This is a genomic window from Roseivirga misakiensis (genome assembly GCF_001747105.1).
Taxonomy (GTDB): Bacteria; Bacteroidota; Bacteroidia; order Cytophagales; family Cyclobacteriaceae; genus Roseivirga; species Roseivirga misakiensis.
This window is the reverse complement of sequence record NZ_MDGQ01000005.1, coordinates 591,515-615,895: the sequence shown is the minus strand read 5'-3', so window position 1 is coordinate 615,895 and position 24,381 is coordinate 591,515. Positions and strand designations below refer to the sequence as shown.

Below are 24,381 nucleotides of genomic sequence, written 5' to 3'. Positions count from 1 at the left end.
AAAACCACTACATTGTATGTAGATTAAAATTCCACTAATGGCTTCTTATAAACTCAATATCAACAATAAAGAGTATACCGTTGAGGCAGAGCCTCAGACTCCGTTGCTCTGGGTTATCCGCGACGAAGTAGGTTTAACAGGCACCAAGTACGGTTGCGGCATTGCTCAGTGCGGTGCATGTACTGTACATTTAAATGGGGCTCCAGTCCGTTCATGCGCATTGCCTGTTTCAGCTTCGGCCAGTCAGAAAATCACAACGATAGAGGGTATATCAACTAATAATGAGCACCCTGTACAAAAAGCTTGGCTAGAAGTTCAAGCACCTCAATGTGGGTATTGTCAATCGGGACAGATCATGTCGGCAGTCGCTTTGTTAGAACAGAAGCCATCCCCTTCCGATCAAGATATTGACCAAGCCATGTCGGGTAATATTTGTAGATGTGGAACATATCACAGAATAAGAAAAGCAATTCATGTCGCCTCTAAAGAAATCAACAATGGAAGCAAATAAACTCGATAGAAGAAGATTTCTAAAAGTAACGGGCATGGCCAGCGTTATGCTAGCCGTTGGGTTTGATACGCTTGCTTTTGGGTCAAATGATAGTTCCTTTAAGATGCTAATGCCTGAGGACTTGATCGATGGCACACAACTTAATCCGTACGTTTCAATTAATACCGACGGTTTAGTCACCATCATGGCACACGTACCGGAGTTGGGGCAAGGTATTTCTCAAGGAATACCGGCCATTATAGCGGAAGAACTTGAGGTCAGTATGGACCAAGTAAAGATTATTAAAGCTAGTGCGTCAAGGCAGTATGGAAGACAATCCATTGGCGGAAGTAGAAGTGTAAGAAGCCTCTTTATGCCAATGCGCCAACTGGGAGCCGCTACAAAAGCTGTTCTGTTGGAAGCGGCATCAAAAAAATGGGGGGTTCAAATTTCAGCATGCGAAGCTAAAGATGGTATTGTTTACCAAAAAGGAACTGATAAACAGCTTAATTATGGCGAACTAGTCACCGATGCTTCCAAGTTGACATTACCCAAAAAGCCAACATTGAAAACCAAGAAGGATTTCAAGATCATCGGAAAAACCACGCCTCGGCCAGATCTGCCAGCAAAAGTTAATGGTTCTGCCGACTTTGGAATCGATGCAAAAACCGAAGGTCTTCTCTACGCTACCATAGAACGATGCCCTACTTTACAAGGGAAAGTAAAAAACTACGATGCTGATGCTGCAAAATCTGTAAAAGGCGTAATAGACGTCATGGAGGTAACGCGTACTGTTTATGGTAAAAAGAATACGGGTATTGCTGTAATCGCTGAGAATTACTTCGCGGCAACGGAAGGAAGAAAGAAGTTGAATGTAAGCTGGGATAATGCTGAATTCAAAAATATTTCAACTGAAAGCATGAATAAAGACATGCAAAATCTAAGCAAGGAAGATGGCTTGGAACACGTTGAAAAAGGAGATTTCAAAAAGAGTCTTACGGCAAGGGGTGCTAAAGTAAAAAGGGTCCACTATAGGCTACCACATATGGCCCATTCTTGTATGGAACCGATGAACGCCACTGTTCATGTAAGAGAGGACAATACCGTTGAGGTATGGGCACCAAGCCAGAGTCCTCAAGTACAGAGAAATTTTGCCAGACAACTCGGTATTGCTGATAATGAGGCAGAATCGAAGATCAAAGTACACCTACCCTATCTCGGAGGTGGGTTTGGAAGACGCTCGATGAATGATTCATTGGAAGAGTGTTTCCAGATATCAAAGGCGTTAAGAAAACCGGTAAAGCTCATTTGGTCTCGAGAAGACGATACGCTTCAAGGACCTTTTAGACAAACTAGTTACCATCAACTAACAGCGGTTTACAATGAAGACAGGGTCAGTTTACAGCATAAACTAATTAGTCCTGCTATTACTACCCAAGGAAGAGGTAGCAATGGTCGCGTACCCTTTGAAGTGATGGAAGCCATCAATACGCACTATGACTTTGACGATATATCGGTAAGATATACCGAGTACAAAAACCAAATTCCGATCCACTGGTGGCGTTCTGTCTTTGGGTCTACCAATGCCTTCCCGCATGAGAGTTTTATAGATGAAATGGCAGCTGAATTGAAAGTTGACCCTCTTGAATTTAGAAAAGATAAACTCTTATTAGAGTCTAGATTTGTTAATGTATTGAAACGCCTTGAAAAGGAGTCGAACTGGAGTCAAAAGCTCGGCCCTAATGAGGGCAAAGGTATGGCGATTGTAGAAAGCTTTGGTTCAATTGTCGCCCATGCTGTCTTTTTGAAAAAGGAAAATGGTCTGGTAAGCATACCAAAAGTAGTTTCTGTAGTTGACTGTGGTGTTTTTGTAAACCCAGATCAAGTAATTGCTCAAACCGAAGGCAACATTATCTATGGGTTGACGGCAGCCCTAAAGGATGCCATTACATTCAAAGATGGGGCAGCGGAGCAAGACAATTTTGACACTTACAGGATGCTTAGAATGAATGAGGCACCAAAAGATATCCAAGTTCATCTAATGGAAAATGATGAAGCGCCAGGTGGAGTTGGTGAGCCAGGCCTACCCCCTATTGCCCCTGCGCTGACTAATGCCGTGTTTAATTTGACTGGAAAACGAATTAGGGTATTGCCGTTTGATTTGCAGAAAGTGTAGTAAAATAGGTTGGATAACGATTCACTATATATAATGGCCGGCATGTATATTCTAGCCGGCATTCCACACTTTTGGAAGCCAAAAGCATACCTTAAAATTATGCCGCCGTATATACCATTCCCATTGGCGATGGTATATCTGAGTGGCGCCTTAGAGATTCTTTTTGGAGTACTGTTACTTTTACCCGAGACGCAATCAATTGGTGCTTGGGGTATAATAACCGTTCTAATCGGTGTATTTCCGGCTAACTTTCACATGGTGATCACCGATAATCGTAAACGTCTTTTCTACACCATTATGCTCTGGTTAAGACTACCGCTTCAAGGATGGTTAGTCTATTGGGCATGGCTTTTCACATAAGCGTATATTTTTCTGAAATATCTATTCAACTGATTCACTGATAGTTAACACCTGTCTTGATTAAATATTTTAATTTATTTTTCAATGTTTGAACTTTAATGTTACAACATCAGTTTTGTATCTGAATTTTGAAAACAAAAAGAAAACATAAATAAAAATCATCATGAGAACTTTTGAAGTACCAACCAGAGATCAAGTTTCACCAGAGGCACAAGCCATCTTTGATAATTTGAAAAAGCAAGTAGGAATGGTTCCAAATCTTTACGCGACCATTGGCCAATCAGCTAATGCACTAAGCTCATTCTTAGCTTTCCAAGGCGCTCAAGCTAAAGGAACATTTAACGCCAAAGAACGTGAAGCCGTATACCTAGCTGTTTCACAGATCAATGGCTGTGATTATTGCCAAGCTGCGCATACAGCTTTAGGTAAAATGAACGGGTTTACCGAAGAAGAAACTATTTCCTTACGAAAAGGTGAAAGCGACAATGCTAGACTTGATGCGATTGTAAAACTTGCTCAAGATATCACGGAAAATCGCGGAAGAGCATCTGAAGAGACCGTCGAAGCATTTTTCGCTCAAGGTTTTGACAATGCGGCTCTAATAGATCTGATCGCATTAGTAGCTGATAAAACATTAGCTAATTATGTGCACAACCTAACCCAAATTGCTATTGACTTCCCTGTAGCTCAACCAATAGAAGAGCCAGCTTTAGTTTAATAGAACAATCAATCAATTGACAAATAATAACAATTTAAATAAGATGAAAAGATCATTAATCATCGCGGCATTACTAATAGGATTTTCAGCCATTGGTTTTGCGCAACAAAAAGAAGCAACAGTAATTAAGCTTGACCAAACACCAGGCGAATTTGTAACAAAAGAGCTGACTTTAAAACCGGGAAAATACATTTTCGAGGTAACGAATAAAGGAGTTGACCATGAAGTAGGTTTTGTAATTGCTCCAGTGAAAGATGGAAAAGAAGGCGATCACATTAAGGCCGGATACCTTTCAAAAGCGATTAAGGATGGCGAAAAAGGTTCTTCCAAAGTGGTAAACCTAGCGGCTGGAACGTACAATTACTTCTGCCCATTAAACCCAACACCACACTACAAAATAGTGGTGAAAGAATAAGTGAGTTGATTTGTAGTGTTAATTAAGGTGCCATCCTATGACTTGCCTCCGCAAGTAAGGATGGCCTTTTTTATATCATCAGTTTGCAATACTCACTCAATGTTTCAACATTGTATTACTTTACCTAAATCATTTTGAGATGACATTAGATGAACAGTTGATAAAAGGCTCATTCCAAAGTATACAACATAAATCCAGAGTCAACCTTTTATACTCAGGTTACTGGCTTACACAACGAATGACTGAGTTGTTAAAACCGCACAACATTACGCTACAACAGCTGAACGTACTGCGAATTTTACGCGGTCAGAATTCGGAGCCCATCAGTACTTTAGAAATTAAGGATAAAATGATTATCGGGAATGCTGATGCATCTAGATTGGTCGACAAGCTCTGTACGAAAGGACTTATTTGGAAAAAGCCTTGCCCTCATGATGGACGTAAAATTCAAGTGTTCATCAATGAAAATGGTTTAAACTTACTGGGCCAAATCGATGACGAAATGACTTTAATTGATGATATCACAAATAATTTGAACGAAAAAGAGCTCAAAGTGCTTAACCAGTTATTAAATAAACTGAGAGCCTAGGTTCTTTCCTCAATTGAAAAATACCGCACTTGTAAAGTCAACCATTCTTTTCTGTAGTATGATGACCGTGATGGCTGGGGCCACAATTGCCCCGTCATTACCAGAAATGACTAACGCATTTCCAAATAATCCAAGTGCGGAGACGCTGGTAAAGCTTGTCTTGACTATTCCAGGTCTATTCATTGCATTAACATCCCCTATTTCTGGCTGGTTTATTGACAAATTTGGTCGTATCAAGCTTTTGGCCTCTATGCTATTCTTGTACGCTGCGGCTGGCAGTTCTGGGTTGTACCTTAATACATTAATTGAAATAATTATTGGAAGGGTTTTTCTAGGAGTTGCCGTAGGTGGGATTATGACCACAGCAGTCGCGCTAATAGGCGATTATTTCGAAGGGGACGAAAGACAACAGTTTATCGGCACTCAAGCAGGTATCATGGCATTGTCTGGCACATTGTTCATTTCATTGGGTGGAGTTCTAGCCGATATCAGTTGGCGATATCCGTTCGCAATTTATCTACTGGCCTTAGTTGCTGTGCCAATGGTCTTACTTTTCTTAAAAGAGCCGATTAGAACAGCTAATATTTCAAAAAATCAGGATAAGACAAGTATTCCAAAGCTCGCCTGGACGATTTTCATCATTTCCTTTATTGGAATGATTACTTTCTATCTCATGCCCGTTCAAACACCCTTTTTAATGCAAGAGATTTCAAGTGTGGGCAGTAAAGAAACCGGCTTTGCCATTGCCACGGTCATGCTCGTAGGCGGTGTCACATCTTTCCAATACCCAAAGCTAAAAAGAAGATTCACTCACTATCAAATCTATGCATTGACTTTTCTGTTCATGGGAATAGGCTATCTATTAATCTCCACTGCAAATAGTTACGCGATGACATTTCCCGGACTATTAATTTCTGGCCTGGGTGCGGGATTACTGATGCCGAACTCAAATTTATGCCTAGTTACTATGGCTTCTCCCGAAATTAGAGGGAAGGTGCTTGGTTTGTTAACGACCTTTATTTTTCTTGGACAGTTTGCATCTCCGCTTTTTTTCCAGCCACTTATAGATGCTACCTCTATTAAAAGTGGGTTTCTCTACCTATCGATCGCCATGATCTTTACGTCATTTGTGGTTCTATTGAGAAACAAAAGACTCATCAAAAACTAAATTGCTTCGGCTAGTCTCGCTCTTTACTTTTGAAGACGTACCTCAGGTTAAATCCAAAACCATCTACGCTGAAGTCCGTATCATCGACAAGTCTAAATGCTGGTCGCCAGTCCAAACTTAAAGATAGAGGCACTTGGCCAAATTGATATTCTAGTCCTATTTCACCAGCGGCTCCTAATTGGAAATCACCACCCAATGCTACATATGGGCCAGCTCCAGTATACCAGCTAAAGCCTTCTTCCCCCAATGGGCGATAAATAAAGTCCAATAATGCACTAACACCTACCTGATCGTTGCCAAATGCTACATTGGAATGAATTCTACTAAACTGACCAAAAGAAAAAACGGCATCAAAAGCTACATCGCTAACAAGACCATTGCCGAATCGGACACCAATTTCTTGACCTTTTACTTGTTGTAAGCCAGAAAATCCAAAAAGTATAACTGCTATTACTAATAACTTTCTCATACCCAAAACTAGATATCATCGGTAATAAATACCAGCGGATATGAAAAGAATGACTGACTCAAGTTATTTTCCCACTTGCACTATATAACTACCTCGAAGTCCTGTTCGTGTACTGCCTTGGTGAAAGAATGAGAACCTGAATACGCTTTCTGTTAAAGTGAGTATAGATACTCCTTCGCCAGTATCTAAGAGCAAAGTTGTTCCATCATCACCTATCCATTCCCATGTACCACTCGCGTTAAAGAGATCTCCACCATTGATAGTTTCATAGGTACCATCAGCAAAAGACAAGGAAAAATCGCTGTAATTCAGGCTTATATCGGTACCGTCAAGTTCAATGATTCCACTCTCATCCAAACTCCAATCACCCTCAAGTTTTTCGAATGCTATTTCTTTTGCATTAGGGTCATCGCTCGAACATGACCACAAAAAAGTGATCAATAAAATCGCTATCAGGGATATCTTTTGTTGAATTTTCATCTTACTAGGGGCTATCGTTTAATCACTATTTTCTTTCTTGCCATTGAGACACCATTGTTGAATTGCAGTATATAGACACCCGACTTGTAGCTTGAAATATCGAGTTGAATTACTTCATCAGTTGAAGTGCTCATACTTATTATCTTCAACCCTACCGTATTGACTATTTCAACATCAATTTGGCTAACTGCTAATTTTGATAAGTCAATTGTAAGCAACTTATCCGCTGGGTTAGGATAAACAGAAATACTTGCCGGATCTATCTTTTGGTCAACTGACGTAATAACAGCACCCTCCCCACTGACAGGATGATTTACTTCGCCTCCCTCATAAATAAAAGTGAAACTTTCGTTGTATGTTCTCGCTTCAGTCGGTACGAAAGAAATTGTTATTTGAACTGTTTCGCCAACCTCAATGTCGAATATTGAAGGAGATGCATTGAAGTTATTTGAAGTTACCGCTGTAGTAACCTGAACCAATACCTCGCCATTATTAGTGACATTAATCGTTCTTTCTTGACTTAAGCCAAGTGCCGAAACATCAAAAGCAGTTTCTGTTTCTGCTATAGTTATCGATGGTTCCAATTCGTTTCCAATGTCAATTGTCAGGGCTTTTTCAAATACCCCTCCAAAGCCATCATCCGTTTTCACTCTTATGGAGTAACTGTTTGCGGTTTCAAAGTCAAATATTTCAGCTGCCTTTAACTGGTTACCGTCAATTGTGAAACTTGCATTATCGGCATCCCCTATTCCCTCGACAAGGGAATATACATGGTGATCATCTGTATCACGATCTACACTAATTAGTTCTCTTACAACATCTCCAATCGAATTATTTTCTACAAAACACCCTAAATCTATTATATCAATTGGTGCGAAATTGGTGGTATAAATCTCGCCTGCTGTGAAGTTTCCATTGTCGGCACCTATTCCACCCAAAGGATTACCGACCTCGTCTAGAATACTATCGTCATCAACAACCTCTATACCAATAGTACCTTCACCTGAAATACCATTCACATTGACCTCATAAGTTTTACCGTCAATAGCGGTAACTGTGTTGATAACGCCTGTCGTCCCTGATAGCGTAATCGCGAAGTCAGCTATATCTACGTCAATTATTATCTCAGAAAATATCACTGTAAAATTCGCCTCTTCAGCTCCCGTCCTTAGCTGATCTGCCTCTTTTCTAACAATGGAAATCACCTCTGGCGACGCAGTATCTATGGTTAGATCAAACTCGGTGCTTTCCGCACTTTCATTACCTGCTATATCCGTAGCCTTGGCTGTCAGACTGTAACTCGCATCACTCAGTTCAGTACCAGTATGATCGAAACTGAAGTTTCCATTGCTATCTGCTGTGGTATGACCAATGCTTATTCCATCTATGAGTACTTCTACAGTGGCATCACCCTCTGCTATACCATTAATGTATAAGGTATTATCGTTGGTAATTTGATCAGCTCCATTCGCCCCACTATCTGTGCTTATACTAATCACCATTGGTGCGGTAGGGGCAGTAGTGTCGATAATTACGTTCAAAGCACTACTTTCAGAACTCTGGTTTCCTGCCTCATCAGTGGCCGTAGCCGTGATCACTAACTCTCCATCAGTTATTGGGTCATTGCCATTATAGGCCATTGTCCAGTTTCCATCCATATCAGCGCTTGTTGTACCGACACTACTTCCATCTACAAAGACTTCTACCATGGCATTGGCTTCTGCTGTGCCATTTACATCTGGCGTATTGTCATTAGTGATTTGGTCTGTGCCGTTGCTGCCACTATCGGTAGTTATACTGTTCACCATTGGAGCATTTGGAGCCGTTGTATCTTTTGATGTTGTACTACTCGTTACTGCCGTCCCAATATTCCCTGATGGATCGGTTAGGGCTACTGTTAAGGTCAATGTGCCATCAACCAAGCCTGACAGGTCCGCAAGCGTTATTTGATCAGTTGCCGTTGCAATTGTTCCTGTGCCAGTCACATCATTTCCACCACCATCTGAACTCACCGTATAGTTATAGTTGGCTCCTACTTCTGCTCCTACGAAGGTGAAAGTGCTAGTTGCCGTTTCTGCTCCTCCAATCAGTTCATCATCCATCGTTACGCTGTAACCACTTGGTGCAGTGATGTCATCATCATCTACTAAAGTGATGGTCTGTTGCTGAATACCATCTTCGGTACCATTAACAACTGAGGTTATTTCGATAATAATTGTCTCATTACCTTCTCCATCGGTATCCTGAGTGGCCGTAAGACCTATGGCTGCATTTGCCGAAGATTGTCCTGCTGGAATTGTAATCGACGTACTGGCTGTGCTGTTATAATCAGTGCCATTCGTAGCAGTACCTGTGTAGCCTAGGTTCACGGTAACATCGCGACCCGATATCGCCGATAATGTAGCCGTGATGTTACTTGTTCCAGAGGCTTCATCAATCGTATTATCTCCAACTGAAAGTATTACTGTTGGTGATGCATCATCGTCCTGAATCGTGTAAGTCAAAGTTTGCTGACCACCTAGCGTTGCATTGCTTGGATTGGAAAGGGTGATGATAATGGTCTCATCGTCTTCGTCCAATAGATCATTAACAATACCTGTCAAGAAAAATGTTCGGCCTACGTCTCCTGCATTGAAAGTAAATGTACCATCGGCAAGGGTATAATCCGTCCCACTACCTGTTGCTGTTCCTGTAACTGCATAGTCAACTGTTACTGTTTTACCGCTCTCTGCACTTATCGATATAGGCAGGTCTTGAGCTTCTTCATTTTCTGACTGACCATCTGTAGCAATATCAAACTGAACAGTTGGCGCATCGTCATTATCGTTGATTGTGTAAGTATGTACCGTATTGCTACCTAAGGTTGCTCCAGTTGGATTATTTAAGGTCACAACCACTGTCTCGTCAAACTCATCTAATAAGTCATCAATTATACTTATTGAGATATCCTCTGAGCTACTATTAGGATTGATTGTTAGGGTACCATCGGCCAAGGTATAGTCTGTGCCTGACCCTGTAGCTGTTCCAGAAACTGTGTAATTCACAGTAACGGCAGCAGCTGTCACTGAAGATAAAGCAACGTTTATATTCGCTGTGCTTGCCGATTCCGATTGATTACTAGTGGTTAATGCAAAGGCTACCGTTGGTTCTGTAATATCACCAGAAAGCGTTGGCTGGGTTACTGTGTAGTTACCCGCATCAGATCCAATGAGGAAATAACCCGATGTATTGATCACAATTCCTGTTCCAACACTTGAGCTAACAAAGGTATAGACAGGGACACCATCTAAGATTACATCATCTGCACCGATAACACCATTCAAGACTGCGGTACCGCTAGCACTAGCTGTTGTATTACCATCAAAGATTTTATTGTCTCCGGTTAGACCAGTCACTGTCAGAGTCTTCGCTGTAATGTCTGCTGAAAGTGTAGGCTGTGATACCGTGTAGTTACCAGCATCTGTGCCTGTTAAAGTGTAAGTACCTGTGGCCGTAACTACAATGCCAGTCCCAACATCATCGCTTGCAAAAGCAAATGCACTTGGACTACCATCTATCGTTACTACATCGCCACCCTCTATACCTGATAAACTAGCTGATCCTACGGTCGCGGATGTCGTCTTATCGTAAGTCTTATTATTAGCTGCTACACTAATCGTTAATTCTTTCGCTATAATGTCTGCCGTGAGTGTAGGCCGCAACACCGTGTAGTTATTAGCATCTGCGCCTGTTAAAGTATAGTCGCCTGTTGCTGTGACAGCAATGCCTGTTCCGACATTCTTGTTCTCAAAGGTAAATTCTGGCATTCCACTTATACTGATGTCATCACCCGTTACCGAACCTGTTAATGCCGCTGAGCCGCTAATTGAGGCCGAAGTACCTCCATCATAGACTTTATTATCACCTGTAATTCCAACTATCACTAAAGCCTTGGCCGAAATATCTGCCGAGAGTATTGGTTGAATAATGGTGTAATTACCTGCTTCAGCTCCTGATATCGCATATCCAGAAGTAGTGATCGTGATATTATCAGCAACATTTGCACTCGTAAATATAAAAGTCGGATTTCCATCTAAAACGACTTCATCTTCCCCAACAAGCCCTGTTAAATTTGCTATCCCATTCGTACTTGCAGCAGTGCTACCATCATAGGTTTTATCAATACCTACAAGACCCGTAATCGACAATTCTTTAGGGAGTATGCTTCCTTCTGATTGGCTATCATCTATAAAATAATTGGAAGCAGCAGCACCTTCGATTGAGAAGAGCTCATCTACCACCACAGTTTTATCATTTCCAACACTGGGATCTACGAAATCCAAAGTATTCGGTGCCGACAAAGTGACAAGATCGCCCTCGATTAGGCCTTCTATCGAAGCTTGATCAACAGTTGTCGACAATTCTCCATCGTACACTTTATCATTGACTGTTACGATTAGTGTCAATCCCTTTGGAATAATATCTGCGCTAAGATTATCAGGCTGAGTGACCATATAATTGTGAGCATCGTTTCCACTCAGGGTAAATTCTCCCTCCACTATGACGACCGATTTCCCACTGCCTGCATCTGAGTCTACAAATGCGTAAGCGCTCGGACTTTCATCAATTGACACGTCATCATTTTCAATGACCTCTTCATCGGTATTTAAGCTTGCCGAACTTACCGTAGCGGTTACATCACCATCATAAGTTTTATTGTCTGCTTGAGCGATTACTGACAAGACTTTCGGCGTGATATCCGCAGACAGTCCTGAAGGTTGAGTGACAGAATAATTATTGACATCTGCGCCTGTGATAGTGTAGGTACCTGTTGCTATAACGGCGATACCAGTCCCAACATCATCGCTTGCAAAGGCAAATGCACTTGGACTACCATCTATCGTCACTACATCGCCGCTCTCTATACCTGATAAACTAGCTGAACCTACGGTCGCAATCGTTGTCTTATCGTAAGTCTTATTATTAGCTGTGACATCAACTGTTAAGCCTTTAGCTGTAATATCTGCCGATAAGCCACTTGGCTGTGTCAAGGTATAATTACCAGCATCTGTGCCTGTTAAAGTGTAAGTACCTGTGGCTGTAACCACAATATCAGTCCCAACATCATCGCTAACAAAGGCAAATGCACTTGGGCTAACATCTATCGTCACTACATCGCCAATTTCTACGCCTGATAAACTAGCTGATCCTACCGTCGCAGCCGTCGTCTTGTCATAAGTCTTGCTATTCGCTGTGACATCAACTGTTAAGCCTTTTGCGGTAATGTCTGCTGAAAGTGTAGGTTGCGATAGTGTATAATTACCAACATCAGTACCTGTTATTGTATAGTTCCCTGTGGCTGTAACCACAATATCAGTCCCAACATCATCGCTAACAAAGGCAAATGCACTTGGGCTAACATCTATCGTCACTCCATCGCCAATTTCTACGCCTGATAAACTAGCTGAACCTACCGTCGCAGCCGTCGTCTTGTCATAAGTCTTGTTATTCGCTGTTACATCAACTGTTAAGCCTTTAGCGGTAATGTCTGCTGAAAGTGTAGGTTGCGATACCGTATAATTACCGGCATCTGTACCTGTAATTGTATAGTTCCCTGTGGCTGTAACTGCAATACCAGTCCCAACATCATCGCTCACAAAGGCAAATGCACTTGGGCTAACATCTATCGTCACTACATCTCCGCTTTCTACACCTGATAAACTAGCTGAACCTACGGTCGCAGCAGCCGTCTTATCATAAGTCTTGTTATTGGCTGTGACATCAACTGTTAAGCCTTTAGCAGTAATGTCGGCCGATAAGCCACTCGGCTGTGATACCGTGTAGTTACCAGCATCTGTGCCTGTAATTGTATAGTTGCCTGTGGCTGTAAACGCAATGCCAGTCCCAACATCATCGCTTGCAAAGGCAAATGCACTTGGACTACCATCTATCGTTACTACATCGCCAATTTCTACGCCTGATAAACTAGCTGAACCTACTGTCCCAGTCGTCGTCTTATCATAAGTCTTATTATTAGCCGTTACATTGATCGTTAATTCTTTAGGCGTAATGTCTGCTGAAAGTGTAGGTTGCGACAATGTATAGTTACCAGCATCTGTACCTGTTAAGGTATAGGTACCTGTAGCAGTGACAGTAACACCAGAACCAACATCATCGCTTCCAAAGGCAAATGCACTCGGACTACCATCAATCGTTACTACATCGCCACTTTCAATACCTGATAAACCAGCTGATCCTACTGTACCAGTCGTCGTCTTATCATAAACCTTATTATTAGCCGTCACACTAACCGTTAATTCTTTAGGCGTGATATTTCCGGTCAATGTTGGTAAAGAGAGTTCATATTTATCTTTATCCGCCCCTTCAAGTAAATATCCTGTAACTAATATTTCGAGATTCGTTCCAACATCTGAGGTGCTAAAATTGAATTCAGGAGTTCCGCCTAATGAAACATCATCTCCTTCTTCTATACCTGACAGCTCAGCTGTTCCCTCAGCTTGTGTCGCAGTATTCCGATCATAAACCTTATTTAGACCTGTAAGACCACTAATTGTAAGCGTTATAGCCTGATTAATATTTGATTCTCCCGGTGTTTCTGGTTGTACCACAAAAACATTGGAATCATCTACTGTACGAGAAAGTGAGTTACTATCGTCCCCTGGAGCTCTGAGGGCTGCATTACCAAAGGAGGCTCTCAAAGTTTCGCCATCTGAGTCACCATAAACAATCACGTCTACCAACCCATCTAAACTTGGCGGTGACGATGTATTGAAATCCGAAGTTGAACCAACATACAAGGCTACGGCGTCAGTACCATTTTGAAACGAAGTACTCCCCCAGTCTTCATCTAAATTAGGTACTTGCTCGCCACCAATTACTAAATAATCGCTACCAACGAGGGTGCCTTCAAGTCCGATATCTTTATAAGCCAAATCATTGGACCCATTGAATAAAACCAACACTAAACCACTTAAATTTTGGGTTTCGTTACTATTATTAAAGATCTCCACAAACTCAAAATCAGCACTTGCCTTGGGTTGTATTTCATTTATTAATAAGCCCGTTGGCGTTACATAAATCGTAAAATCTTGTGTGGACGTTTGATCATCTTCGTTAGACATGGTTACGGTTAAATTAGCCTTTCCGTAAGTGTCTGATTTTGGAGTATAGGTTAGAATTCCACTATTGGAAATGGCAGGTACCGAACTAAATAAATCTGTGTTATCATTTTCAGTGATTAAAAATGTCACTTCTTGATCCGAAAGTAGATCACCATCATCAATGGATGTAATGAAATTCAATTTAGTAGTAGCACCAGCATTTTGATCGACAGTTTGGTTTCCAGCATGAGTGAAAGTCGGCGACAAAACTGTATTATCTACATCCGCAAAAACCCGAGCAGGTGCTGGAACTTCGAAGTATGTATCCGGACTTGTCAGAAAGTACAAAGTGCCATAAATAATATTGTATTGGCCACTTCCCCGATTTGGTGTAAACTTGGCAACATCGATTGAGCTAATGCTGTCGTTTTGATCTTTGACAACAGCCTTATCATTAATTAATAATTCACCATTAAACTTTTCAACTTTAAAATAACTCCCTTCTGGAGCTGTAAATCCTCCTGTTAGGTCTGACAAACCAAGTACGGTAGTTCCGTTAATGTCAACAATACTACTTGCCCCACTAGTGGGTGAGAAGTCAGGGCATATTAACTCTCCCATAGGACATCCGTCAAATGTAGGATAGCTATTCAATTCAACTTTCTTAAATCTTTTGATTTCTATCCCTTCGCCATTTGTAGCTACTACCGTTATTTCTCGAAGTTCCTCCTGAACGAATCCGTAGGCTTCTTCAAACCTCATGGACTGTAAAATCTCTTGGAGAATTGCGTTAGTAGCATTTTCGTTCAGGACCACTGACAATAAGCTTTCGCCATCTACCTTCCCATCGGTGACATTAAGACTACCCACTACCACATCATTGGCCAATAAATCTGTATCATCAATGGAAATAGCTAGGTCGTCGCCGTCATCATCTAAAATCGAAAGAGAATCTCCTGGTTTCGCATTGGTTGAGATTTGGGCGGACAAACTGCCCCCGTCCCATAAGGTTTCATCTGCTAAACTGACAGTGCCAGCTGGAGAAATCTGTATCGGTTCATCTCCTTGAGCAAAAGTAATTGTCGCATCGCCTACATCGAGAGCAGGTGCATTGCTCGTAGTAACATTTTCTATGGCTAGTGATGAAATGTAAATAGAGAAGTTGTTGTTCGTAGTGATATCGATAAAGGAAATTGCTGTGTTATTGTCGGTAAGATTAACGGCAATACCTGACTGCCCTGGTATCGAAACTAAACCGGCCATTTGACCTGTATTACTCGTAATACTGAAAACTGCCTCATTTCCATTATTGTAGATGTAAATTGAATTTGTGCTGGTAACATCAAATAATTCTGACTCAGAAAATGATAACCTTATCTTGGTTTCAAAGTCGTTTTGAGCTTCAATATCGTCTTCAGTATAGCTATACACCCTATTATCGGCACCTCGCGTCCCTAAACTTTCCCCGTCTACGACTAATACATGCTCTTGACTTTCCGAAGTATAAAACTGGGCATTATCAGTGGCGAAAGTTCCTCCAACATCTTTCACGTGTTCAAAAGTAATTGTACCAGTAAACTGTAGATTATCGGGTATCGCAGCGGTATTCTCGCCCGTTAAAAAAGAGACAACATTAAAGAGTAGACTAAAAAAAACTAAACCTAAGCTACTTTTGACTGGTTCGTATTGGCGCATTAACCCCATCTTGAATTTCGGTTGATTGTGACATTATTCTTTGAAACCGATATATACCGGGAACTCCACACGAAGAAGGATTGGGAAACTCTAGCACCAGATTAATCTGGGCTAAAAGCCTTTTAATAATGTCAGGGGGTAATTCCTGTGACTGTGATACAGGATTTGGTTCAGAAAACCTGAGCAACCATTTAGTAAGTGTTCCTGTTTAAACACTCCAATTCTGTTTTAAAAAACAGCCTAATTAGCGTTGAGCTTTCAGTGTAAATATAGAAACCTCCTTAAGTATTTCATAATTAATTTATTTCTATCATTGACTATTTCATGTTCAAATTAATCATAGATAAAAATTACATGCATACAATTTTGTAAGAATTCATACCTACTGAGAATAGCTGACGGGTTTGGAATAGCGATTATCAGTGAACTCTTATTTGGTTAGTCACAAAAAAAGCTTTGATGGAAAGTCTACCACCAGAGCTTAAAGTCATTTCATCAAAAACGGACTAGTTACCAATATCTTTCAGCATTTCTTCAATTGCTCTTTCCAATTGTTGATCTCGATTTTGGTCAATCATTCCCGGCATATTTTTCAGCTTAATCAAAGGTTCTGTTTGGTTATTCTCCATCCATTCACCCGCTTTATTCTTTGCACTAACCGGAACAACTCCCCAGCGTCCTCCACCTGGTAGACCTTCCCATCCTGCGAAACTACAAGTACCTGGAACAGGCATCCCCACTGTCTTACCAATTTTAAGGTCCGTGTAGCCGCTCGCAAAACAATGCCCATCTGAATACATACTTTCATTAAATAGGGCTAAAGTGGGTTTGGTCCAGCGCGACGTTGGCTCAGCTCCAACAACCTTCGCCTCTGTTTCATAGGTTATGAATGGCACACCTGTAAAAAACATGGCTAAATCAGCCACAAGGTCACCTCCGCCGTTGAAACGTGTATCGACGACGATTCCTTTTCGATCGTAGTATTTACCCATAATATCTTCGTAAATACTTCTATATGGACCGTCGCTCATACCCGGAATGTGGACGTATCCTAATTGCCCTTTTGATTTCTCTTCAACCTCTTTCTCATTTATCTTGACGAAACGACTGTATAATAGTCCTCGCTCTGCACCTAACGAAACAGGCTTCACCGTGATTTGCTGTCTATCCGACTTTTTTGGTCCTGTAATCTCAAGCAGGGTGAACTTACCGGCTTTTCGGTTTAAGTAAGTAGCAATATCTCGATTTGGTGTTACTAATTCTCCATCAATCTTCTCGATGATCATGCCTGGTTTGATATCAAACTTTGCTTTATCAAGCGGGCCGCCTTTCATTACTTCTGTAATCTTGATACCATTTCCTTTGTGCTTATAATCCATGAAAATACCCAAAGAGGCAGTGGCATCGGCATTAGGAATACTAGTACCGTATCGTGCTCCTGCATGTGATACATTGAGTTCGCCTAGCATTTCGGATAGCATCTCAGAAAATTCATAACCATTTCCGATGGATGATAAATACTTGCTGTATTCCTTTTTCATCAGGTCCCAATCTACTCCGTGGAAGGTTGGTTCGTAAAAGATGTTCTTGGTTCTAATCCACACGTGATTAAAGGCATATGCTCTTTCTGCAATGGCATCATACTCCATTTCTCCGCTAATGGTAATCCCAGTTCTCTTGCCTCCATCTGGATTAATCTTTGAAATACGCCCCCCACTCAATAGGTAGAGGTTCTTCATATCCTTATCCCATTGTAGCGATCCAAAGCCCGTATTTAACCTAATGGCCAGTTTAGTCTCACGTGTTCTTAAATTCGTAGTCCACAAGTTTTGACCACCCTCGAAACTTGCTAAATAGTAGAGTTTCTCTCCATCTTTTGATAATGTAGCATCTCCTAGACTTGAAGAATGAATCGTCAATCGTGCCTGACGATCTCGCATATCGTCTTTATCGAATTGGAGTGCTTTTACTTCATCCTTTTTCTTGTCATCTTTTTTATTCTTGTCTTTATCCTTATCTGCGTCAGCCTTTTTTGCCTTTTCTGTCTCCTTCTCTATGTCCTTCATCAAGGCATAATCGTCCTTGCTCATTTTATACTTATCCCAAGCATCTTGCGTAAAAAACATGGTATAGACATCGCTTTGAGAACGGCCACTAGTTGCATAGCTCTTTAGACCATTTTTGTTGCTAAACCAAAGCATCTGCTTGCCTCCGTTTACCCACTTAGGCCGAGAATCTCTGTAGCCACTTTCTGTTAAGTTCTCTCTTTCTTTCCCATCAGCAGACATCAGCAGCACTTCGCTATTACTCAGTGTTTGACCCCACTCTACGAGCAACCACTTGCTATCTGGGCTCCAGGTGAAATACTTATCGCCATCTCTCATATGATAGAGGTCTTCTGGCGTTAAAAGATCATTCGTCGAACCACTGGCTACATCCATGATTCTCAAGGTTCTTCTTCCTGCTATATAGGCCAATTTTTTACCGTCTGGAGAATACTTCGGCATATAGTTATCCTCATCCGTGCTGATCAGGGCTTCTTCCTTGATAATAGTTGCGGCAAAAAAGAAAGGCTCTTCTGTTTCGCGTGTTCTTGTCGCCTTATAAACATTCCATTTATCCCCTCTTTCGCTAGCGTAAACCACGCTTTTACCTTCTGGTCCCCAAGTCACAAAACGCTCCTGTTCTGGCGTATTGGTAATCCTTTTGGTTATCGCCCCGTCAACAGAAGTCACAAATACTTCCCCTCTTGCAATGAAGGCAATTTCTTTCCCATTTGGTGATATGGCCATTTCACGGACGCCTCCATTAATGGTGATGAATTTATCTGAATTGGCAATTTCCTGAGTACGAATGTTCACCTCAACTTTTTGTGGTTGGCTCCCCTCACGCATGGTATAAAGTTCGCCGTCGTAACCAAAACTGAGCGTACCATTTCCGAAACTTAAAAAACGAACGGGATGTAGCTTAAAATCCGTCAATTGCTCGCTTTGAGACGGGTTTTCAATTGACATTTTATGCACATTGAAATTTCCATTGATCTCACTGAGATAATAGAGACTTTTCTCATCGGCTGAGAATACAGGCTGCCTATCTTCTACTTCTCTGTTGGTGAGCATCTTATGCTCATTTTTTCTTTTGTCATACATCCAAATGTCACGCGTAATGGCTGACTTATGATGTTTTCTAAATTCATTTTCACCTCCTTTTTTATCATGGTAAACCATGTAACGCCCATCTTTGCTCAATTGAGTATATTCTGCCGGAATGGTAAATACTTGATCTACTCTACCGCCACTTACAGGAACTTGATAAAGCTCTGGCTGCGATCCTGTCGGATACTGTCTATGCTCTGCGATATCTTGGCGTTGTGCACCAAAAATGACGTGTTTATTGTCGCTTGAAAAGCTAAAAGGACTTTCTGAATTTGAATGATAAGTGAGTCGAGTAGCTGCGCCACCCATTGCACTCATTACATAGATATCAAAATTACCATACCGATCAGAAGCAAAGGCAATGTGCTTGCTATCGTTACTCCAAACTGGCATGTAGTCATGCGCTTGATGGAAGGTTAACTGTACGGCATCTCCGCCGCTGGAAGCTACCCGATACAGATCACCTTTATAGGTAAAAACGATATGTTGACCGTCGGGAGAAATGGACTGATATCGAATCCATTTTGGTGTTGTTTGGGCATTCAGGTTAATAGTGAATACCACTAATAATACTGATAGGAGTCTTTTCATTTGGTTGATTTTTGGTCTCGGAAGGTACCAAAAGAAGTGTTAAGATGGAAGACCGTTAATACTAATCTACTGCGAAAAGGCTCATACTAGGCGATCGGCCTAGAGGTTAATTCTAATAGGGTGATTTCTGGTAAAATCCCGATACGACCTGGAAATCCTAGAAACCCGAAGCCTCTGTTGACATATAGATATTGATTTCCTTCTTGATACAAATCAGCCCATTGTTTGTAGATGTATTTGGAAGGGCTCCACCTGAAATCACCTATTTCCACCCCTAATTGCATCCCATGGGTATGGCCTGAAAAAGTAAGGTCTATATCGGGTTGTTGATTTCTGATTTGTGCATCCCAGTGACTAGGGTCGTGCGATAAGAGCAATTTCACATCTCCTTCGGCATTCAAGGCTGCTTGATCTAATTGGCCATATTTTGCAAATCGACCTGCTCCCCAATTCTCCACTCCCAAAATAGAAATCTGATCAGTTCCGACTCGAATGGCCTCATTTTGATTCATGAGTAGTTTCCATCCCATCAGTTCATGAGTCTTAATCATATCCTCAAGATTCCTTTTCTTTGCACCTATCGAAGACCATCTCAAATAATCTCCATAGTCATGATTACCAAGGGTTGAATAAACTCCCAGATCAGCCTTTACTTTTGAAAATAGGTCGACATACTCGCTTACTTCTTTCGTCTGATTATTGACAAGGTCTCCTGTAAAGAACACCAGATCTGGTTTTTCTGCCATGAGCATTTCAATACCACCTTGAACCGCGACTTTATCATAAAAACTACCGCTGTGGATATCTGAAAGCTGTGCTACTTTAATCCCTTCAAAAGCCTTCGGTAAATTCGGTAAGTAAACTTTTCTTCTTCTTATTCTATAATCGTAGGCACCCCTTACTATGCCAAAACTCATGGTTACGATGGGTAAGGTTGCCATGACCACTGCACTTCTGGCTAGGAATTTAGACCTTGGCATCTTTTGGCCCGAAGCGACCCTTTTCTCGTACCTCCTCTTCCGTCCTGAGAAAAACAAAGAGAGCACACGTCTGATATCATCAATAAATGTGATGATTATGGCGATTAGCTTAGCGGTGTAGGCCATGAATATTATAGAAAGGGAAAACATAGAGCTTACTGTTCCCGATGTTGTCCACCTGAGTGATATCGTTAGTACAATAAGTGTAATGGCCTGTGCCAGATAGATAGCTCGAACTGTTTTCCTAAAGCCTGCCGATTTCTCCTTAATGACCAAGCGAGTTGCTTGGTAGGCATAGTAATCCATCCATATCATTAAGGCGATTAAAAGGATAAATACGACTGGAGAAATAGTCATTGAAGTGTTAACGGTCTAGCTTTAAAAAGCGTTCAAAAAAAAGACTCCCGAGTACCACCTCGGGAGCCACCAAATCAACCTTAACTATGATTGGCGCCACTTTAATGGCGCCAAAATCACCACGTTAATATTGTTTACAAACATCAGGCCAAAACCTCTTTCGACCCTCCAGATGTTTGTGTCATATCTATAATATTTGCATCTCCTCTCCATCGAGCAATTCTATAAATCACTCTGTCGGCAAGTAGATACATGGTCGGTACCATGATGAGTGTAAAGAATGTCGCAAACGTCAGTCCGAAGATGATCGTCCAAGACATTGGCCCCCAGAAAATCACGTTGTCACCACCCACATAGAAGTCTGCATTGTAGCTCACAAATGCACCGATAAAGTCTATGTTCAGACCTACCGCTAGCGGAACTAACCCTAAAATTGTAGTAATAGCAGTTAATAATACTGGCCTTAACCTTGTCTTACCTGCCGCAATAATAGAGTTAACCACTTCTTCCATTGGTAACTTGCCATCTTCTGGTATGCCCAACTCTTTTCTTCTTCTTTTTCGTGTTAGCTCAATGAAGTCAATCAATACAATGGCGTTGTTTACCACAATTCCTGCAAGCGCGATAATTCCTACCATGGTCATGATGACCACAAACTCCATGTTAAATATTACAAGGCCTAAGAACACACCAATGGTACTGAGTAGTACAGAAACCATGATAATGAATGGCGCCGTAATTTTATTGAACTGCGATACAATGATTAAGAAGATCATGAATACAGCAATTAAAAGCGCTTTTGCCAAAAAGGCCATGTTCTCAGCTTGCTCTTCCGCTTCACCTGTAAAGGCGTAGCTGTAGCCTGCCGGCATATCATAATCTGCCATTAACAATTTCAACTGATCATTGATTTCAGTGGCATTGGCTCCCGCTAAAACGTTTGAACTTAACGTTACCACTCTGTCCAAATCCTTTCTCTTAATCGAACCATATGTTGAGCTATATCTTACATCGGCTACAGAAGAGATAGGTACCTGTACAAGTTTCCCTGAACTCTGATCTCTGAAAGTGATGTTCTTGTTCATCAAAGCATCAACATCGTATCGGTAATCCTGATTTAGTCTTACGTTAATCTCATAGTTATCCTCACCTTCTTTGTATTTAGATACTTCCTTTCCAAAAAGTGCAGTTCTAATCTCATTGGCAATAGAATAGGTAGACAATCCGAATCGCCTAGCATTATCTCTATCGATGTCGATGACCAGTTCTGGCTTTCCCAATTCAAGCGAGCTTTTCAGTTTTTCAATCCCTTGAATTCCTGATTCTGCTATCTTCTGTTGCACATCTTCGCCAAGGCTGATCAATGTCTGTAAATCCTCACCGATTAGCTCCAAGTTAATTGGCTTACCTGTTGGAGGTCCCGCTGCATCCTTATCGACAGTTAGCGTAACTCCTGGCTGTAGCTTCACTTGCTCTCGGATGTCATTCATTACATCTTTCGTGTTCAGATCGCCACGCAGCTTACTTTCAATAAAGTTTACTGTAATTCGTGCCTTGTGCGGCTCCTCAGACTGACCAACTGCCGTTGGGTCATTCGGATCAGCGGCTCCTTGACTCACGTTCGTGGATACAGATTCAACGATACTCTGATAAGGCTCAATTATTTTAAGTACTTGTGCTTCAATATCCTTTGAAAAATCATTGGTCACCTCTATGTCAGTTCCTACCGGGTACTCCACAAACACATTCACATATTTAGGCTCATTTTCAGGGAAGAAAAGCACATTTGGTTGAAATGCACCAAATATTCCTAGTGATATCACCAAAGTCATAAATGCGCCTCCTAGATAAAGGAAAGGATGTTTTACTGCACTCTTTAGGACCCTGACATACCTTCTTTCTAAGGCTGGTAGAAAACTAGCTTGGAATCTGGAAGAAAGTGGACCTAATACATAAACATTCAATAAAGTGATTACACCAATAAGCATTAACAGATTGCCAAGTGGTGGAACTGATAGCACAAAAGAGAACACTAAACCAGCGATTATTGCCAAACCAGATCTGATTAAGATTTTCCTGTGATCATACATTTTCTGACCATCTACTTTCATGAAGCTAGAGATGAACACTGGGTTAATCACAAGCGCTACGAACAATGACGATCCTAAAGTGATGATTAAGGTTAACGGCAAGTAAAGCATGAACTCACCGATAATTCCAGGCCAGAATGCCAAAGGAATAAAGGCAGCAAGTGTAGTAGCGGTTGAGGAAATAATCGGCAGGGCCACTTCACCAACACCTCTTCGTGTGGCAGCCATTGGGCTTAGCCCTTCTTCCATCAAACGATATACGTTTTCTACAACCACAATACCATTATCTACCAACATACCCAAGGCCATAATTAGTCCAAACAGCGTCATTGTGTTAATAGTGATTCCAGCTAAACCGAGAATCATTAATGCCATAAACATGGATAATGGGATGGCCATACCCACGAAAAGTGAGTTTCTTGTACCTAGGAAGAATAATAGAACAGTAACTACCAGGATTACACCAAAAATAATGTTGTTACCTAAGCTGCTTACTTGCTCTCTTGTGTCTTTAGACTGGTCATTTGTAATGGTCACTTTTGTAGTTTCTGGAATCTGACCATTTTCAACACTTTCATCTAAAAGTGCCATAATGTTATCTGTAGCGATCAATAAGTTCTCACCACTTCTTTTCATCACGTCTATCTTCACCACCGGGTCCAGGTCAAGGCGTGCATAGTTTTGTTTGTCTTTATAATCAAACTCAACTGTAGCGACATCCTTTAGATAAACGATATTTCCGTTTTCATTACTAATGATGATGTCTTCCATCTGAGAAGGATCATCAAATTCACCAATCACACGGACGTTTCTTCTAATACCGTCAGCGATCACATTACCACCCGAAAGCGTTAAGTTCTCTGATGAAATAGCGTTTTCTATGTCATTGAAAGTGACTTTTCTAGCTTCTAGCTTGAATGGATCAACTTTGATTTTGACTTCTTTCTCATCAACCCCAACGATATTTACTTTAGAAACCTGTGCAAACTTCTCGATTTCATCTTCCAAGAACTCAGCAATATCATTCAACTCATCCAACGTTTTTGTCGGATCTGTTAAGTTGACATTGAGGATTGGGAAGTTTTCCGAGAAGCTAAATTTGATCACATTCGGATCCGTTTTCAGGTCGTTTGGAAGTTCTGATTTAGCTCTATCCACGGCATCTTTCACATCGATGACTGCTTCATCTACATCTACACCCACCTGAAATTCTACTACTATTGCAGAGAAATCTTGAACTGAAGTAGACTGAATATTATCTACGCCTTCAATCGTATTGATTTCCTTTTCTAGCTCTCTTGTGATCAAGCTTTCGATATCTTCTGGAGAGTTACCAGGGTGCGCCGTACTGACGTAAACCGTTGGTTGCTCTACTTCCGGAAAATTCTCTTTTGGCAATGTTATGTACGAGTATATACCTGCAAACACTATGAGTAGTGTCAGTACGTAGACCGTAATCTTATTGCGTAAGGAAAGGGAGGTTAACCCAAATTCCTTATCAACTATCTGTTTTTCGTTCTCTTTAGCCATAATCTATCGCAGTGAGGT

13 protein-coding genes are annotated in these 24,381 nt (G+C 41.3%); 7 read left to right on the top strand and 6 right to left on the bottom strand.

All coding sequences use genetic code 11. The annotated features are described in order from the left end of the window. The first annotated feature begins 37 nt into the window (after positions 1–37). From BFP71_RS10445 to BFP71_RS10415, 7 genes are all read left to right on the top strand, one after another. The gene (locus BFP71_RS10445; protein WP_069835416.1) at positions 38–511 is read left to right on the top strand and encodes a (2Fe-2S)-binding protein; all 474 of its coding nucleotides are present in this window, start codon (positions 38–40) and stop codon (positions 509–511) included. Continuing rightward, the gene (locus BFP71_RS10440) at positions 498–2,666 is read left to right on the top strand and encodes a xanthine dehydrogenase family protein molybdopterin-binding subunit (protein ID WP_069835415.1); all 2,169 of its coding nucleotides are present in this window, start codon (positions 498–500) and stop codon (positions 2,664–2,666) included. The genes BFP71_RS10445 and BFP71_RS10440 overlap by 14 nt, the downstream gene beginning before the upstream one ends. A gap of 33 nt (positions 2,667–2,699) precedes the next feature. Beyond that, positions 2,700–3,026 carry a DoxX family protein gene (locus BFP71_RS10435; RefSeq protein ID WP_069837042.1) on the top strand — a complete coding sequence of 109 codons (327 nt, stop codon included), beginning with the start codon at positions 2,700–2,702 and terminating at the stop codon, positions 3,024–3,026. A gap of 163 nt (positions 3,027–3,189) precedes the next feature. Continuing rightward, positions 3,190–3,744, top strand: coding sequence for a carboxymuconolactone decarboxylase family protein (locus BFP71_RS10430; RefSeq protein ID WP_069835414.1), 555 nt, complete (start codon positions 3,190–3,192; stop codon positions 3,742–3,744). Positions 3,745–3,787: 43 nt separating this feature from the next. After that, positions 3,788–4,159: a plastocyanin/azurin family copper-binding protein gene (locus tag BFP71_RS10425; protein ID WP_069835413.1), complete on the top strand. Its 372-nt coding sequence runs from the start codon at positions 3,788–3,790 to the stop codon at positions 4,157–4,159. A 139-nt stretch (positions 4,160–4,298) separates the two neighbouring features. After that, on the top strand, positions 4,299–4,748 hold the full coding sequence (locus tag BFP71_RS10420) for a MarR family winged helix-turn-helix transcriptional regulator (RefSeq protein ID WP_069835412.1): 450 nt from the start codon (positions 4,299–4,301) through the stop codon (positions 4,746–4,748). A gap of 13 nt (positions 4,749–4,761) precedes the next feature. Beyond that, positions 4,762–5,916, top strand: a complete 1,155-nt coding sequence (locus BFP71_RS10415) for an MFS transporter (protein ID WP_069835411.1) — start codon at positions 4,762–4,764, stop codon at positions 5,914–5,916. A 10-nt stretch (positions 5,917–5,926) separates the two neighbouring features. On the opposite strand, the gene BFP71_RS10410 is transcribed toward BFP71_RS10415, so the two are convergent. The 6 genes from BFP71_RS10410 to BFP71_RS10385 all read right to left on the bottom strand — a co-directional run bounded on the left by BFP71_RS10410 (position 5,927) and on the right by BFP71_RS10385 (position 24,363). After that, positions 5,927–6,385 (bottom strand): outer membrane insertion C- signal, encoded by a 459-nt coding sequence (locus BFP71_RS10410; RefSeq protein WP_069835410.1) that lies wholly within the window; start codon positions 6,383–6,385, stop codon positions 5,927–5,929. Between the two features lie 63 nt (positions 6,386–6,448). After that, complete coding sequence (locus BFP71_RS10405; protein ID WP_069835409.1) at positions 6,449–6,865, bottom strand: hypothetical protein; 417 nt, start codon at positions 6,863–6,865, stop codon at positions 6,449–6,451. A gap of 11 nt (positions 6,866–6,876) precedes the next feature. Beyond that, positions 6,877–15,660, bottom strand: coding sequence for a YDG domain-containing protein (locus BFP71_RS10400; RefSeq protein ID WP_176723350.1), 8,784 nt, complete (start codon positions 15,658–15,660; stop codon positions 6,877–6,879). Between the two features lie 506 nt (positions 15,661–16,166). Next, a complete protein-coding gene (locus tag BFP71_RS10395) occupies positions 16,167–19,406 on the bottom strand; it encodes a S41 family peptidase (RefSeq protein WP_069835407.1) in 3,240 nt (1,079 codons plus the stop codon). An 86-nt stretch (positions 19,407–19,492) separates the two neighbouring features. Continuing rightward, a complete protein-coding gene (locus BFP71_RS10390; RefSeq protein ID WP_069835406.1) occupies positions 19,493–20,743 on the bottom strand; it encodes a metallophosphoesterase in 1,251 nt (416 codons plus the stop codon). A gap of 143 nt (positions 20,744–20,886) precedes the next feature. Next, the gene (locus BFP71_RS10385) at positions 20,887–24,363 is read right to left on the bottom strand and encodes an efflux RND transporter permease subunit (RefSeq protein WP_069835405.1); all 3,477 of its coding nucleotides are present in this window, start codon (positions 24,361–24,363) and stop codon (positions 20,887–20,889) included. Between the last annotated feature and the right edge of the window lie 18 nt (positions 24,364–24,381).